Source organism: Malaciobacter halophilus, assembly GCF_002837275.1.
GTDB lineage: Bacteria > Campylobacterota > Campylobacteria > Campylobacterales > Arcobacteraceae > Malaciobacter > Malaciobacter halophilus.
Window position 1 is genome coordinate 64,624 of record NZ_NXIF01000007.1, and the last position, 14,326, is coordinate 78,949.

20 protein-coding genes are annotated in these 14,326 nt (G+C 28.2%); 18 read left to right on the plus strand and 2 right to left on the minus strand.

The genetic code is table 11. The features are described 5' to 3' along the window. Position 1: 1 nt before the first annotated feature. The 8 genes from CP960_RS01890 (at position 2) to CP960_RS01925 (ending at position 7,010) form a co-directional block, all read left to right on the plus strand. A complete protein-coding gene (locus CP960_RS01890; RefSeq protein ID WP_101183542.1) occupies positions 2-1,042 on the plus strand; it encodes a D-alanine--D-alanine ligase in 1,041 nt (346 codons plus the stop codon). Beyond that, positions 1,043-1,762, plus strand: a complete 720-nt coding sequence (locus CP960_RS01895; RefSeq protein ID WP_101183543.1) for an alpha/beta fold hydrolase — start codon at positions 1,043-1,045, stop codon at positions 1,760-1,762. Continuing rightward, on the plus strand, positions 1,749-3,185 hold the full coding sequence (locus CP960_RS01900) for a Mur ligase family protein (protein ID WP_101183544.1): 1,437 nt from the start codon (positions 1,749-1,751) through the stop codon (positions 3,183-3,185). Before CP960_RS01895 ends, CP960_RS01900 begins: the two co-directional genes overlap by 14 nt. Positions 3,186-3,224: 39 nt before the next feature. Continuing rightward, positions 3,225-3,713, plus strand: coding sequence for an HIT family protein (locus tag CP960_RS01905; protein ID WP_101183545.1), 489 nt, complete (start codon positions 3,225-3,227; stop codon positions 3,711-3,713). Positions 3,714-3,854: 141 nt separating this feature from the next. Then, positions 3,855-4,670 carry a phosphate ABC transporter substrate-binding protein gene (locus tag CP960_RS01910; protein ID WP_101183546.1) on the plus strand — a complete coding sequence of 272 codons (816 nt, stop codon included), beginning with the start codon at positions 3,855-3,857 and terminating at the stop codon, positions 4,668-4,670. 79 nt (positions 4,671-4,749) lie between these two features. Then, positions 4,750-5,505 carry a PstC family ABC transporter permease gene (locus tag CP960_RS01915; RefSeq protein ID WP_162919064.1) on the plus strand — a complete coding sequence of 252 codons (756 nt, stop codon included), beginning with the start codon at positions 4,750-4,752 and terminating at the stop codon, positions 5,503-5,505. After that, positions 5,495-6,364: a PstA family ABC transporter permease gene (locus CP960_RS01920; protein WP_101183548.1), complete on the plus strand. Its 870-nt coding sequence runs from the start codon at positions 5,495-5,497 to the stop codon at positions 6,362-6,364. The genes CP960_RS01915 and CP960_RS01920 overlap by 11 nt, the downstream gene beginning before the upstream one ends. Next, entirely contained in the window at positions 6,351-7,010 is a 660-nt protein-coding gene (locus CP960_RS01925) for an ATP-binding cassette domain-containing protein (protein WP_101183549.1), read from the plus strand. The genes CP960_RS01920 and CP960_RS01925 overlap by 14 nt, the downstream gene beginning before the upstream one ends. Position 7,011: 1 nt before the next feature. Here the strand turns inward: CP960_RS01925 and CP960_RS01930 are convergent, their stop codons facing one another. Further along, positions 7,012-7,281 carry a hypothetical protein gene (locus tag CP960_RS01930; RefSeq protein ID WP_101183550.1) on the minus strand — a complete coding sequence of 90 codons (270 nt, stop codon included), beginning with the start codon at positions 7,279-7,281 and terminating at the stop codon, positions 7,012-7,014. Positions 7,282-7,440: 159 nt separating this feature from the next. On the opposite strand from CP960_RS01930, the gene CP960_RS01935 reads away from it, so the two are divergent. Together CP960_RS01935 and blaOXA are read left to right on the plus strand one after the other, a co-directional pair. Next, a complete protein-coding gene (locus tag CP960_RS01935; RefSeq protein WP_101183551.1) occupies positions 7,441-8,685 on the plus strand; it encodes an NAD(P)/FAD-dependent oxidoreductase in 1,245 nt (414 codons plus the stop codon). Positions 8,686-8,694: 9 nt separating this feature from the next. Further along, positions 8,695-9,462 (plus strand): class D beta-lactamase, encoded by a 768-nt coding sequence (blaOXA, locus tag CP960_RS01940; RefSeq protein WP_101183552.1) that lies wholly within the window; start codon positions 8,695-8,697, stop codon positions 9,460-9,462. An 18-nt stretch (positions 9,463-9,480) separates the two neighbouring features. Here blaOXA and CP960_RS01945 read toward each other — a convergent pair whose 3' ends face one another. Further along, the gene (locus CP960_RS01945; protein ID WP_101183553.1) at positions 9,481-9,897 is read right to left on the minus strand and encodes a hypothetical protein; all 417 of its coding nucleotides are present in this window, start codon (positions 9,895-9,897) and stop codon (positions 9,481-9,483) included. A 465-nt stretch (positions 9,898-10,362) separates the two neighbouring features. Between CP960_RS01945 and rpsJ the strand changes: the two genes are divergently transcribed. The 8 genes from rpsJ to rpsC are packed head-to-tail and all read left to right on the plus strand — an operon-like array spanning position 10,363 to position 14,326. Continuing rightward, positions 10,363-10,677: a 30S ribosomal protein S10 gene (rpsJ, locus tag CP960_RS01950; RefSeq protein ID WP_079577065.1), complete on the plus strand. Its 315-nt coding sequence runs from the start codon at positions 10,363-10,365 to the stop codon at positions 10,675-10,677. A gap of 16 nt (positions 10,678-10,693) precedes the next feature. Continuing rightward, positions 10,694-11,272 (plus strand): 50S ribosomal protein L3, encoded by a 579-nt coding sequence (gene rplC, locus CP960_RS01955; protein WP_101183554.1) that lies wholly within the window; start codon positions 10,694-10,696, stop codon positions 11,270-11,272. Next, on the plus strand, positions 11,269-11,880 hold the full coding sequence (rplD, locus tag CP960_RS01960; RefSeq protein ID WP_101183555.1) for a 50S ribosomal protein L4: 612 nt from the start codon (positions 11,269-11,271) through the stop codon (positions 11,878-11,880). Before rplC ends, rplD begins: the two co-directional genes overlap by 4 nt. A gap of 2 nt (positions 11,881-11,882) precedes the next feature. Next, positions 11,883-12,164, plus strand: coding sequence for a 50S ribosomal protein L23 (locus CP960_RS01965; protein WP_101183556.1), 282 nt, complete (start codon positions 11,883-11,885; stop codon positions 12,162-12,164). Between the two features lie 12 nt (positions 12,165-12,176). After that, on the plus strand, positions 12,177-13,004 hold the full coding sequence (rplB, locus tag CP960_RS01970; RefSeq protein ID WP_101183557.1) for a 50S ribosomal protein L2: 828 nt from the start codon (positions 12,177-12,179) through the stop codon (positions 13,002-13,004). A 9-nt stretch (positions 13,005-13,013) separates the two neighbouring features. Further along, complete coding sequence (gene rpsS, locus CP960_RS01975; protein ID WP_101183558.1) at positions 13,014-13,292, plus strand: 30S ribosomal protein S19; 279 nt, start codon at positions 13,014-13,016, stop codon at positions 13,290-13,292. A gap of 3 nt (positions 13,293-13,295) precedes the next feature. Beyond that, entirely contained in the window at positions 13,296-13,628 is a 333-nt protein-coding gene (gene rplV / locus CP960_RS01980) for a 50S ribosomal protein L22 (RefSeq protein WP_101183559.1), read from the plus strand. Further along, complete coding sequence (gene rpsC, locus CP960_RS01985) at positions 13,628-14,326, plus strand: 30S ribosomal protein S3 (protein WP_101183560.1); 699 nt, start codon at positions 13,628-13,630, stop codon at positions 14,324-14,326. Before rplV ends, rpsC begins: the two co-directional genes overlap by 1 nt.

Consider the following 14,326-nt stretch of genomic DNA (forward strand, 5'->3'; position numbering starts at 1 on the left):
ATTGAAATTAGGGATTATTTTTGGTGGAGTTTCATATGAACATGAAATCTCAATTGTTTCTGCAATTGCAATGAAAGATGTTATAAATACACAAATACAGTATATTTTTTTAGATGAAAATAGAGAGTTTTATCATATCCCAACTGATACAATAAAATCAAAACTTTTTAGTTCAAAAGATTATAAAAAGTGCCAAAAAATTGAGTTGCATAAAGATGGTTTTTATACTCAAGGAAGCTTTTTGTCAAAACCTAAAAAGATTGAAGTTGATACTTATTTAAATATGATGCATGGTGCAGATGGAGAAGATGGGGTAATATCTTCTTTATTAGAATTTAATAATTTATCATATATTGGGCCAAGAAAAGAGGCTTGTTCTGTAAGTTTTAATAAGTTTTTAACAAAAGGATACTCTTTAAGTGTTGGAGTAAAAACTATTGATTATAAATACTTTACAAGAGATGATAAAGTAAATATAGATAATTTTCCTGTAATTATAAAGCCTGTAAGACTTGGTAGTTCTATTGGAGTTTCAGTTGTAAAATCAAATGAAGAGTTAGAGTATGCACTTGATGTAGCTTTTGAATTTGATGATGCAATAATAGTAGAACCTTTTATAAATGGAATTAAAGAGTATAATTTAGCAGGTTGTAAAATAAATAATGAATTTGAATTTTCTATTATTGAAGAGCCTCAAAAAGCAGAGTTTTTAGACTTTGATAAAAAGTATTTAGATTTTGCAAGAACAAGTACAGCACTTAAAGCAGATATATCAAAAGAATTAGAAGAAAAAATCAAAAAAAGTTTTAAAGATATTTATAATACTTTATTTGATGGAGCACTAATTAGATGTGATTTTTTTGTAAAAGATAATGAAGTATATCTAAATGAAATAAATCCTGTTCCAGGAAGTATGGCAAACTATCTTTTCTCAAACTTTGATGAAATTATAAAAAAACTTTCAAAATCATTGCCAAAAACAAGAAAGATTTTAATAAACTATGACTATGTAAATAAGATTCAAGCAAGCAAGGGTAAGTAATTGGCAGTTAAGAATATAGCAATTTTTGAAAAAGAGTTTGATGTATCCTATGAGATTGTAAATCCAAGTAAGAAACAAGATATAGTTTTTTTACATGGTTGGGGAAGTAATAAGCAAATTATGAAAAATGCTTTTGAAAATTGTTTGGAAGATTTTAGACATATTTATATAGATATGCCAGGATTTGGGAATACATCAAATAGCTATATTTTACATACTAAAGATTATGCTTTAGTAGTTGAAAAATTACTTTATGCTTTAAACTCAAATCCAGTTGTAATTGCAGGGCACTCTTATGGTGGAAAGGTTGCAACTTTACTAAATCCTAAAAATTTAGTTTTATTAAGTAGTGCAGGTATTGTAGAAGATAAACCTTTTAATATAAAAGTTAAAATATTTTTTGCAAAACTATTTAATAAACTAGGTTTTAGTAAACTTACAAAAGCTTTTAGAAGTAAAGATGTTGAGTCTATGAGTGAAAATATGTATGAAACTTTTAAAAATGTTGTAAATGAAGACTTTACAAAACAGTTTTCAAGATTTGAAAATAATGCATTGATTTTTTGGGGAGAAGATGATAAAGCAACTTCCCTTGAATCTGGAAAAAAAATCGCTAAACTAATAAAAAAATCAAAATTTAAATCATATAAAGAAGAACACTATTTTTTCTGTAAATATGCAGAAGATATAGCAAAGGAAATAAAGAATGGAATACTTTAATCTATTTACCGAAATAGTTTTTATTATGACTTTAGGTTGGTATTTAATTACCAATTTACAATGGTATAATTATAAACTTGAAAGAGTTATTTTAAAGCATCATAAACAAGAGTGGCATTTTACTTATTTTGTTTTTCCAATAGTGATTTTTTATGTTTTAAATGATATAGCTTTTGCTATATTCTTTTATGTTTTTTATGCTGCATTATTCTATTTTTGGAATAAAAAATTAGATAGAGGCTTGGTTCTTACTTCAAGAGTAAAAAGATTTTTAGCTATACTTTTATTTGTGACTTTTGCTATAAAAGCTTTATGTTTAGCAAGTCAGTCTTGTTATATTTCCGCTGTTTTTATTCCTTTAATTTTAGCATATGCAATCTCTACTGGACTGGAAAAAATATTTTTTATCTCTTTTAAAAATCAAGGTAAAAAAAGAATTCAATCTATGAATGACTTGAAAATTGTTGCCATTACTGCTTCATATGGAAAAACATCAATAAAAAACTATTTATATCAAGTATTAAAACATAAATTTATTACTTATAAAACACCAAGGTCTGTTAATACAATTGCAGGAATAGTTTTAGATGTAAATAGAGATTTACCCGCTAACGCACAAGTATATATTGCAGAAGCAGGTGCTAGACAAGAAGGGGATATTGCAGAAATTACAGATTTTTTAGAACCTCAGTATTGTGTTATAGGAAGTGTAGGAGAACAGCATATTGAGTATTTTAAAACTTTAGATAATATTATTAGAACTAAGTCTGAAATCTTACAATCAGCAAGAATGAAAAAAGGTTTTGTTCATGAAAGTGTACCTTTAAAAAAGCATCCTTCAATTATAAAGTTTCCAGATAATTTAAATATAACTATGAGTAATTTAGAAGGTATTTGGTTTGATGTTGAGATAAATGGAGTAAAAGAGCATTTTCATGCACCTTTATTAGGAAGCTTCAATGCCATTAACTTAACAGCTGTAATTCATGTAGCTTTAGAGCTTGGTATGAGTTTAGAAGAGATAAAATTAGCTTTTGAAAAACTTGAACCAGTTGCACATAGACTTCAACTAATTCATGCAGGTGGGAAAATTATTGTTGATGATAGTTTTAATGGAAATCTTGAAGGAATGCTTGAAGCTGTAAATATTTGTTCAACATATGAAGGAAGAAAAGTTATTGTAACACCTGGACTTGTAGAGTCAACAGATGAAGCAAATATTTTATTGGCAAAACAGATAAATGAAAATTTTGATTTAGCAATTATCACAGGAAAATTAAACTCTCATCTTTTAAGTTCGAATATAGATGAAAAAAGAGTAATTATTTTAAAAGATAAATCAAAACTAGAACAGACATTGGCAGAACAAACAAAACAAAGTGATTTGATTTTGTTTGCAAATGATGCACCAAATTTTATTTAGTATTATAAAAAGAGTCTTTACCATTTTTAGGAGTAAATAATGCAAAGAGTATATGCCCCTTGGCGACATGAGTATGTGACAGAAGAGAAAATTGACGGGTGTGTATTTTGTCATATTGCAAAAAATTTAGAAGATAATAAATTGCAAGTTGTTTTTAGTGATGAATTATGCTATGTGGTTATGAATAAATATCCTTATTCACCTGGTCATATGATGGTAATTCCTTATACTCATACAGATAAAATTGAAGATTTAGATGATGAAGTTTGGTTGAGAATTTCTTTGCGTGTAAAACAAGGAGTTAAACTCTTAAAAGATGTTATGAATGCGCATGGAGTAAATATTGGCATGAACTTAAGTGATGCAGCAGGAGCTGGAATAGCAGAACACGTGCATTATCATTTGCTTCCAAGATGGAGAGGAGATACTAATTTTATCTCAGTAATTGGACATACAAGAGTATATCCAGTTGATTTTGACTCTATTTATAACAAAATCAAAAGTAACGCTTCAAAACATTTTATATAAAAAAATAAACTATATTATAATATTTTAATGTGTAATTCAATATAATTTCAAAACATAAAAAAAGCTTAAGGTTTAAGCAGAACATAAGAGATACTCTCCTACTTATGCTTCATAATTTTATAAAAATTATAGGAGTAAGTTTTGAAAAAATTACTACTTACAATAATCACACTATCTTTAACTCTTTTAAATGCTTCTGATTTAAAAGTTTTTGAAAATTTAAAAGGTTCATTAAATATTGCTGGTGGAACTGCACATATAAAATGTGAAAAAGAAGCAATTAAAAATATTATGAGAAAATATCCTGACATCTCTATTTCTATTGCTGGTGGAGGAAGTGGAATGGGTATTAAACAAGTAAGTTCAAAAATTATTGATTTAGCAAATTCTGGAAGAAAGCCAACTAAAAAAGAGATTGAAAATGGAAACTTAAAGCTTTATAGATTTGCAATTGATGGTATTGGAGTTATTGTTAATCCTAAATTAAATATAGACTCTTTAACAACTAAACAATTACAAGATATATTTAGTGGTAAAATTACAAACTTTAAAGAGATTGGTTTGCATGATGCCGTTATAAATTTATATACAAGAGATGAATCAAGTGCAACAAGAAAAGTTTTTTGGAAAAAAGCACTTAAAAAATCACCTATTTCTAAAAAAGCAAGAGTAGTGTCATCAAATGCAGCTATGAAAACAGCAGTTTCAAAAGATAAAAATGCAATAGGAATAATCTCTTTAGGTGTTGCAAATAGTAGTGTTAAACTTCTAAAAATTAATGGTGTTGCCCCAACTGTTGAAAATATAAATAAAGATACTTATAAAGTAGCAAGAGGTTTATATTTATTAAGTAATGGAGAGCCTTCAAAATTAGCTAGTGCATATATTTCATATTTAAGAAGTAAAGAGGGTGCAAAAATAGTATCAAAATATGGATTTATACCTGTAAATGAATAATCTTTTCTCTAAAGGACTACTTTTTATAACTTTAATTAGTAGTCTTTTGGTTTTTTGTATCTTTTTTTTAATAATATACTTGTGTATAGATGTTTTTAGTCTTGATGAAATAAAATCTTTTTTCACTCTAACATGGAGTGTTGAAGAGAAAAAGTATGGAATATTAGTTCCTTTAATGGGCTCTTTTATAGTAAGTTTTATAGCTTTGATTTTAGGTTTTATTTTTTCATTTTCAATCTCTAGTATGATTTTTTTGACTAAATTTACTATTATTAAGCTTTTTTTGGAAAAGACAGTTTTATTAATGGCTACAATTCCCACAGTAATTTATGCTTTTTCAGCTTTATTTATTTTTGTACCATTTATAAGTTTGTTTAAACCTAGCTCAACTCTATCTATACTTGTTGCTAGTGTTGTTTTATCATTACTTTTGATTCCAACTATGAGTCTTATATTTTTAAATATTTTTAATAATTTAGCACAAAAGTATATGAAGTGTTGTTTAAATTTAGCCTTGAGTAAAGAAGAGTTTTTTTTCAAGTTTGTTATAAAAAATTCAATTCAGCAATTAGCACAAGGTTTTTTATTGGCAACAACTAGAGCACTTGGTGATACTATGATTGTTTTAATGCTTGCAGGAAATGCATTGGCTGTGCCTAGTTCTATTTTTGATTCAACAAGAAGTTTAACTTCACATATTGCACTTATTTTTGCAAATGATTTTGAATCAATGGCTTTTAAAGCAATATTTTTATGCGCATTACTACTTCTTAGTTCTAATTTTATACTAATTTTAATAATTAGAAAAATAAAAGGAAAAGATTATGCAGTATAGTTTATACAAAGTAGTCTTAGCTATTTTTACAATAAGTGCTATATGTTTGGTTTATACGCTTTTAGGTTTTGTTTTGATAAAAGGTTTTAATACTATATCTTTAGAGTTGATTTTTCAAGATACAAATGTATTAGATGCAATACTCTTAAAACAGCGAGTATTTGATGGTATTTTCCCTGCAATAGTTGGAACACTTATGTTAATTTTACTTAGTTTAAGCTTTTCATTTATTTTTGGATTTGCAAGTGGAATTTATTTAAGTATTTATGCAAATAAAAAATTAAAAGAGTATATAAATTTCTGTTTTGAACTGTTGTCTTCTGTACCTTCTATTTTAATAGGGTTATTTTTTTTATTGTTAAGTATATATTTACATGAGAAGTTTTTGACAAATTTTTTACCTTCATTATTTCTTTCTTCTTTAGCCTTGGCACTTCTTATCATGCCATATATTGTAAAAAATACTCAATATGCACTTGATAATATTCCAAAACATATAAAATTGCTATCTTTAAATTTAGGTTTATGCAAAACAAAGAATCTTTTTTTAGTTTTAATCCCATACTGTTCAAAAGAGCTTTTAAGTGGAGTATTCTTGGCTTTAGGTCGTGCATGTGAAGATACAGCAGTTATTATGCTAACAGGAGCGGTTGCAAGTGTAGGAATTGCAAGTAGTATATTTTCAAAGTATGAAGCATTGCCTTTTTATATATACTATATCTCTACAAATTATGGTGATGAAACTGAGCTTAATCAAGCTTTTAGTGCAGCACTAATACTTTTAGTGATTTCTATGAGTCTGTTTTTAGTAACAAAACTTATACAACAAAGAGTAAAGAGAAAAAATGGTTATTATTAAAAATTTAAAATTGCAATTTGCAAATAAAATAGTTTTTGAAAAATTAAATCTTCATATAAAAAAAGATGCTATTACTGCAATTCAAGGTCCAAGTGGAATAGGTAAAACTTCACTTTTTTTATGTATAAACTCTATGATTAGATTTGAAGAAGATTATAAATTAAGTGGAGAAATACTTTATAAAAAAGGTGATAAATATATAGATGTATTAACTTTAGATGACTATGAAGTACAAGAGCTTAGAAAAGAGATTGTTTATGTTTCTCAACATCCTGATTTGCTTCCTATGAGTATATATGATAATTTAAATTTCTTTGCAAAAACACACAAAATTAAAAACAAAGAACAAAGTATAATTGAAGCATTAAAACAAGTATATTTGTATGATGAGGTAAAAGATATACTAAATAAGAGTGCTTTAAAACTTTCAGGAGGCCAACAACAACGGTTAATATTAGCAAGAGCACTATTGTTAAAACCAAAGTTATTACTCTTAGATGAACCAACAGCATCTTTAAATGAGTCTTTAAGTATTAAAATAGAAAAGATGTTAAAACAGCAAAATACTACTATTGCAATAATAAGTCACTTTAAATCACAAATAAAAAATATTGCAGATTTCAAATATTTTTTAGAGGGAGTATAATTTACTCCTGCTCTTGGCTCTCTTCTAAAAGATTTTCTATTTTTGTATAAATCTCTTCAGCTTGTTTTTCATCTATTTTGTTTTCATTAATTCCTACTACAATATTTTGTAGCTCTACAAGAAATGACTCCATCTCTTTTACTTCTTCCATATTATCTTCTGTTTGTTCATCGTTTTTTATAAGTTCATGTAGCTCATTGATATATGCTTCTACTTCTGGTATCATTGTCGTTTCAATAACTTCTAATAAATCTTGTTTGATTTGAGTCATAACTATATCCTTAATTTTTTTTCATTATAACAAAAGCTAGCCTTAATGTAACAAATCTATTGAAAAAAAGTTTAAATTTTATATCTACATAAAAAATTTTTTTATTCTATATGATTTTTTAGTATGATATACAATATTATTATTTGTAAAGGATACTTTATGAAAAAAGATGTAGTTATAATAGGTGGTGGTATTGTAGGACTAAATTGTGCCTATTTTCTACAAAAAAGTGGAAGAGAAGTAACTGTAATTGATGAAAATGATATAACAGATTCTACATCATTTGGTAATGCAGGGCTATTGTCATCATATGATAAAACTCCTTTAAGTTATCCAGGTGTTGTAACAAATACATTAAAGTTGATGTTAAAAGGTCAATCTCCTGCTATTTTTCATCCTACAATAAGTCCTAAAATATATAAGTGGTTATTAAATTTTATACTTAATGCAAATGAAAAAAGAACAAAAAAAACAATGATGCTTTTTGAAAAATTTGGTGAACTCTCTTTACAATTTTATGAACAAATGATAAAAGAGCATAATTTGGATTTTGATTATCACAGAAATGGAATGCTATCTGTTTTTACCGAAGATAAAAGTTATAATCAGAAACTAAAAACATACAATTATGTAGATGAAGATAGATTTAAAATTTTAGATTTTGATGAGTTACAAGAGTATGTACCCACAATAACACAAAAAGCAAAAGGTGCGATACTGTTTAAAAAAAATGCACATTTTGATTCAAGAAAAGTTATGAATGAATTAAAAAAACATTTAGAACAAGAAGGTGTGGAGTTTATCTTAAATGAAAGAGTAGAGCAATTGGATATAAGAAATGATAAGGTTAAGTATGTAATCACTTCAAATGGTAACCAATATAGGCCAAATCATACAGTTATGTCAACTGGTTACCAAACTTTACTTGCAAATCAATGCAAAAAAGATTTGATGATGACTCCTGCAAAAGGATATAGTATTACTTTTGAAATGCCTAGTGAATTAGTGCCTAAGACTTCTACACTATTTAATGATTTATTTATAGTAATGACTCCTAGAAAAGATAGTGTACGTTTAACTTCAAAATTGGAAATAGGTAGTGATGACTCTAAAGTTGTACAAAAACAAATTGATAGTATCAAAAATAACTTCTTTGCATATAATAAAAGCTTTGATATGAAAAATGAAACAACATGGGCAGGATTTAGACCTTTGACACCAAATGATATACCTTTAATAGGAAGAGATGAAAATATAAAGAATTTGACATACGCTATGGGACTTGGTTGGTTAGGTATGACTTTTGCACCAGCTGTTGGTTCAATAATAAGTGATTTAGTATCAAATGATAAAAAAAATGCACAAAGTGATGGAGTATTGCTTTTTTCAGGATTTTATCAATAAAGGATAAACATGAAGAAATTATTTGTTTTTTTACTACTTCTTTGTAGTTTAGTAAAAGCAGAAGATATAGAGATAAAATCAATTTTTAACTCTTTTGATGTTGATGGAACAATAGTTATACAATCTTTGTATAGTAAAAAAAACTATGTTTATAATTTAAATAGGGCAACAAAACCTTTGTTGCCAGCTTCAACTTTCAAAATACCAAATAGTTTAATTATATTAAATGAAAAACTATTGCATGATGAAAATCAAATAATAAAGTGGGATAAAAAGAAGAGATTTTTAAATGTATGGAATCAAGACCAAACTCTTAAAACTGCTTTTAGATACTCTTGTGTTTGGTGTTATCAAAAATTTGCAAAAAAAATCTCAATACAAAAGTATGAAAAGTATTTGAAACTTTTAGATTATGGAAATAAAAAAGTTGGTATTGATTCAAGTAGCTTTTGGCTTGATGGAGATATAAAAATAACAGCATTTGAACAAGTAGAGTTTTTAAGAAAATTGTATTTAAATAACCTTCCACTAGATAAAAAATATATTAATATAGTAAAAGATATTATGTTTGAAGAAAAAAATAGAAAATATAAACTAAGTTCAAAAACTGGATGGGCTACATCAGTAAAAAATAAACATGGATGGTATGTAGGCTTTTTAGAAACAAAAAAAGAAGTTTGGTTTTTTGCAACAAATCTTTTAATAGAAGATTTTAAAAGATTAGATTTAAGAAAAAAAGTAACCTTAGAAGTATTAAAGCAAAAAAGGGTGATTTAGATAATCAAAAATGATTATCTAAAATACAAAAGCTATGTCTTTAAGACTTAGTTGATACATAGTAACTTTAACACCAGCAGAATCAACTATATTGTAAGTAATAGTGTATTCATTTGGATTTTCAATGTCTGGATTGTTTTTTGCAAACTCTTCAAATTTTTTATTATCTATTATTGAATAGATAAATTGAGCTTTTTCTTTAAACTTATCATTATTGATATATAAATCAAATATTTGTTTGTGTTGAACCTTATCATACTTATTTACAAAGTTTTTGTTGTATAACTCTTCTACTAAATCTGATTTGTTAAATTCATTAGTATTATATAAATAGTAATCTTTGTGTAAAAGTTCATTTAGATTTTCACTAATTAGAAAATGGTTGTATCTTATATAGTCTTCATCTTTTGAGATTTCATTAATATATTCAATCATATTGCTCCTTATTATATGTAAAAGTTTATTGTAATATAACTTTTATATTTATAATAATTTGCTAATGAAAAGTAAGTAAATAGTAAAAATAGCAAAATATTTGCTAATGAAATGTAGTGAAATAGGGTAAAAAGTAGTAAATATTAGCAATACACACATTTTAAAAGCAAATTACTCACATTTTAAGAGCGTTTTCACAAAAATCTAATAAAAGTCTATTTTTTTTGTATTTATTTCCTTTTTAAAAGGATAAAAATATATAAAATGTAGTGTTTTTTGTCAAAATACTTAATAAATTTAAATAAAATAAATACTTTCCTTTTTATAAGGAAATAAAATAGAGATATTTTTTTTGGAAAGCCCATAAATCTTGACATTTAACAAAAATTAAGTTATAATCCGCGTCCATAAAAAATAGTTAGAGTACTTTTTTGGTATATCTAACGAGTTCTTTAAAGGAAAAAAATGGAAAAAATTAGATTAAAGCTTAAAGCTTATGATCACAGAGTTTTAGACAGAAGTGTTGCTTCTATTGTTGAAGCTGTAAAAAGAACTGGTGCTGAGTTAAGAGGTCCAATCCCTCTTCCTACAAAAATCAGAAAGTATACAGTTTTAAAAGGGCCTCACGTTAACAAAGACGCTAGAGAGCAATTCGAAATTAGAGTACACAGCAGAATTATTGATATTATTGCTGCAACTCCTGATACAGTTGATTCTCTAATGAAACTTGATTTAGCTCCAGAAGTTGATGTTGAAGTTAGATCAATGGGTCAAGAGTAAGAAGGAAGGGTAAAGAATGGAATTCATAGTTGAAAAAATCGGTATGAGTAGAACTGTTTCAGTTCCAAGTGTTCCTGTTACACTTTTAAAAGTTCTTGATACAAAAGTATGTGAGATAGCTGAAAACGGTAAAGCAATTGTAGCTTTTGCAAATGGTAAAAAATTTAACAAAGCTATTGAAGGTCAACAAAAAAAATACAATTTAAGTAAAGAGTTCAACAGATTTGCAACAATTTCTGTAGCAAACACTGAAGCTGGTGACTTAGATGTATCTGGTTTATCTGATGCTAATGTTTTAAAATCAACTTTTAAAACAAAAGGTAGAGGTTTTGCTGGTGGTATGAAAAGATGGAACTTTGCAGGTGGGCCTAAGTCTCACGGTTCAAGATTCCACAGAGCAGTAGGTTCAATTGGTAACTGCGAATGGCCAGGAAGAGTTCAACCAGGGCAAAAAATGCCAGGACATTACGGAAATACGAACGTATCTGTAAAAAATGATATTGTTTCATTTGATGCTGAAACAGGTATTTTAGTTGTTAAAGGTTCAGTTGCTGGACCAAATGGTGCATTAGGAAAAGTAAAGGTTGCTAAATGAGTAAAGCAATAGTATTAAACGAAAAATTTGAAAATAATGGTGAATTAGATTTACCAGCAAGTTATGAAGAGATTAACTCTCACAACTTATATTTATATGTTAAATCACATCTTTCATCATTAAGAGCTAATACAGCTAGAGTTAAAAATAGAACTGAAGTAAGCGGTGGTGGTAAAAAACCTAAAGCTCAAAAAGGTTCAGGTGGTGCTAGATGGGGTTCTAGAAGATCTCCGCTATTTGTTGGTGGTGGACAAATCTTTGGACCTACAAAAAGAAACTACAATCAAAAAGTTAACAAAAAGCAAAAAGCTTTAGCATTATCTTATGCTTTAAATGCTCACGCTAATCAAGAATCTTTATTTGTAGTTGATTCTGTTAAGGTTGAGTCTGGAAAGACTAAAGATGCAGTGGCAGTTTTAAACAAATTAAATAAGAGAGATACTTTAATTGTTGTTGATACAATCGAAGAAAAAACTTATTTATCATTTAGAAACATTAAAAACTGTTATGTTATTGAAAAGCAAGAAGTTAATGCTTATTTAATTTCTGCATATCATTCAGTACTAATTGAAAAATCAGTATTTGATGCACTAACAAAAGAGGCGTAAAAATGGCAGATATTACAGATATTAAAGCAATATTATACACAGAGAAAACTATTGAGCTTCAAGAGAACGGTGTAATCGTTGTTCAAACTAGTCCTAGAATGACTAAGACTGGTTTAAAAGAAGTTTTCAAAGAGTATTTTGGAGTAACACCTGAAAAGGTTAATTCATTAAGACAAAGTGGTAAAGTAAAAAGATTTAGAGGAAGAGTTGGTAAAAGACCTGACTTTAAAAAGTTTTATGTAACATTACCAGAGGGCGCTGAAATAGCGAACCTATCAGCATAAGGAGTATAGAGTATGGCATTAAAAAAATTTAGACCAATAACTCCTGCTAGAAGATTCATGTCTGTTATGGATACTTCTGATATTACTTCTAAGCCAACAGTAAGAAGCTTACTTAAAAGAGTAAAAGCAAGTGCTGGTAGAAATAATAACGGTAGAATCACTTCAAGACACAAAGAAGCAGGTGCTAAAAAATTATATAGAATTATTGATTTCAAAAGAAACAAATTTGGTGTAGAAGGTACTGTTTCTACTATCGAGTACGATCCATATAGAAATTGTAGAATTTGTTTAGTAACTTATGCTGATGGTGAAAAAAGATATATCTTACAACCATCTGGATTAAAAGTTGGTGACAAAGTACAAGCTGCTGAGTCTGGATTAGATATTGTTCCTGGAAATGCTTTAAGATTAGCAAGTATCCCTGTAGGTACTATGGTTCATAACATTGAGTTAAAACCTGGTAAAGGTGGACAAATTGCTAGATCTGCTGGTGGATATGCTCAAATCATGGGTAGAGAAGGAAAATATGTTATCTTAAGATTACCATCTGGTGAAATGAGAAAAATCCTTGGTGTTTGTATGGCAACTGTAGGTATCGTTGGTAATGAGTATTACATTAATATGGTAATTGGTAAAGCTGGTAGAACTAGACACATGGGTATTAGACCTCAAACAAGAGGTTCTGCTATGAACCCAATTGATCACCCACACGGTGGTGGTGAAGGTAAAACTAACTCAGGAAGACATCCAGTTACTCCATGGGGTATGCCAACTAAAGGTTATAAAACTAGAAAGAAAAAAGCTAGTGATAAATTAATCATTTCAAGAAGAAAGAAGTAAGGGTTTAAGATGGCAAGATCAATAAAAAAAGGTCCATTTGTAGACGCGCACCTAATGAAAAAAGTTATCAAAGCTGTTGAAGCAAATGATAAAAAACCTATTAAAACATGGTCAAGAAGATCAACTGTTTTACCAGATATGATTGGATTAACATTCAACGTTCACAATGGTAGAAACTTTGTTCCTGTATTAATTACTGAAAATCATGTTGGATATAAATTAGGTGAATTCGCACCAACAAGAACTTTTAAGGGACATAAAGGTTCTGTACAGAAGAAGGTAGGTTAAGAAATGGGTAAAGCAATATTAAAATTTATTAGAGTTTCTCCAATCAAAGCAAGATTAATTGCTAGAGAAGTTCAAGGTATGAATGCTGAATATGCAATTGCTTCATTAGAGTTCACTCCTAATAAAGCTGCAGGAATTATTTCAAAAGTTATCGCATCTGCTGTTGCAAATGCAGGTTTAGAGCCAGAAGAGGCAGTTATTACATCTGCTAGAGTTGATAAAGGTCCTGTTCTTAAGAGATTTACTCCAAGAGCAAGAGGTTCTGCTTCACCTAAGCATAAACCAACTGCACACATTATGATTGAAGTAGCTGCTGCTGAAAAAGGAGATAAATAATGGGTCAAAAAGTTAATCCAATAGGTTTAAGATTAGGTATCAACAGAAACTGGGAATCAAGATGGTTTCCATCATTTGAAAAACTACCTGCAAACGTTGCAGAAGACGATAAAATCAGAAAATATATCAAAAAAGAGTTATATTACGCTGGTGTAGCACAAACTATTGTAGAAAGAACTGCTAAAAAAGTTAGAGTTACTATTGTTGCTGCTAGACCTGGAATTATTATCGGTAAAAAAGGTGCAGACGTTGAAAAATTAAAAGCAAATCTTTCTAAATTAGTTGGAAAAGAGATTGCTGTTAATATTAAAGAAGAAAGAAAACCACAACTTTCTGGTCAATTAGCTGCTGAAAATGTTGCTCAACAATTAGAAAGAAGAGTTGCATTTAGAAGAGCTATGAAAAGAGTTATGCAAAATGCACTTAAATCAGGTGCAAAAGGAATTAAAGTTTCTGTTTCTGGTAGACTTGGTGGAGCTGAAATGGCTAGAACTGAGTGGTACTTAGAAGGTAGAGTTCCTTTACATACTTTAAGAGCTAGAATTGATTACGGTTTTGCTGAAGCTCATACAACTTATGGTTGTATTGGTATTAAAGTTTGGATTTTCAAAGGTGAGGTACTTGCTAAAGGTATCCCTGCAGAAAAAGCTGAAACTTCTAAACCAAAAAGAAGACCAAGTAAAAGAAGAGGTAAATAA

Excerpts from the sequence above, each read along its gene's own strand:
- CP960_RS01900 (WP_101183544.1), top strand. The coding sequence starts at position 1,749 with ATGGAATACTTTAATCTATTTACCGAAATAGTTTTTATTATGACTTTA.
- CP960_RS01905 (WP_101183545.1), top strand. The coding sequence starts at position 3,225 with ATGCAAAGAGTATATGCCCCTTGGCGACATGAGTATGTGACAGAAGAG.
- CP960_RS01920 (WP_101183548.1), top strand. The coding sequence starts at position 5,495 with ATGCAGTATAGTTTATACAAAGTAGTCTTAGCTATTTTTACAATAAGT.
- CP960_RS01925 (WP_101183549.1), top strand. The coding sequence starts at position 6,351 with ATGGTTATTATTAAAAATTTAAAATTGCAATTTGCAAATAAAATAGTT.
- CP960_RS01930 (WP_101183550.1), bottom strand. The coding sequence starts at position 7,281 with ATGACTCAAATCAAACAAGATTTATTAGAAGTTATTGAAACGACAATG.
- CP960_RS01935 (WP_101183551.1), top strand. The coding sequence starts at position 7,441 with ATGAAAAAAGATGTAGTTATAATAGGTGGTGGTATTGTAGGACTAAAT.
- blaOXA (WP_101183552.1), top strand. The coding sequence starts at position 8,695 with ATGAAGAAATTATTTGTTTTTTTACTACTTCTTTGTAGTTTAGTAAAA.
- CP960_RS01945 (WP_101183553.1), bottom strand. The coding sequence starts at position 9,897 with ATGATTGAATATATTAATGAAATCTCAAAAGATGAAGACTATATAAGA.
- rpsJ (WP_079577065.1), top strand. The coding sequence starts at position 10,363 with ATGGAAAAAATTAGATTAAAGCTTAAAGCTTATGATCACAGAGTTTTA.
- rplC (WP_101183554.1), top strand. The coding sequence starts at position 10,694 with ATGGAATTCATAGTTGAAAAAATCGGTATGAGTAGAACTGTTTCAGTT.
- rplD (WP_101183555.1), top strand. The coding sequence starts at position 11,269 with ATGAGTAAAGCAATAGTATTAAACGAAAAATTTGAAAATAATGGTGAA.
- CP960_RS01965 (WP_101183556.1), top strand. The coding sequence starts at position 11,883 with ATGGCAGATATTACAGATATTAAAGCAATATTATACACAGAGAAAACT.
- rplB (WP_101183557.1), top strand. The coding sequence starts at position 12,177 with ATGGCATTAAAAAAATTTAGACCAATAACTCCTGCTAGAAGATTCATG.
- rpsS (WP_101183558.1), top strand. The coding sequence starts at position 13,014 with ATGGCAAGATCAATAAAAAAAGGTCCATTTGTAGACGCGCACCTAATG.
- rplV (WP_101183559.1), top strand. The coding sequence starts at position 13,296 with ATGGGTAAAGCAATATTAAAATTTATTAGAGTTTCTCCAATCAAAGCA.
- rpsC (WP_101183560.1), top strand. The coding sequence starts at position 13,628 with ATGGGTCAAAAAGTTAATCCAATAGGTTTAAGATTAGGTATCAACAGA.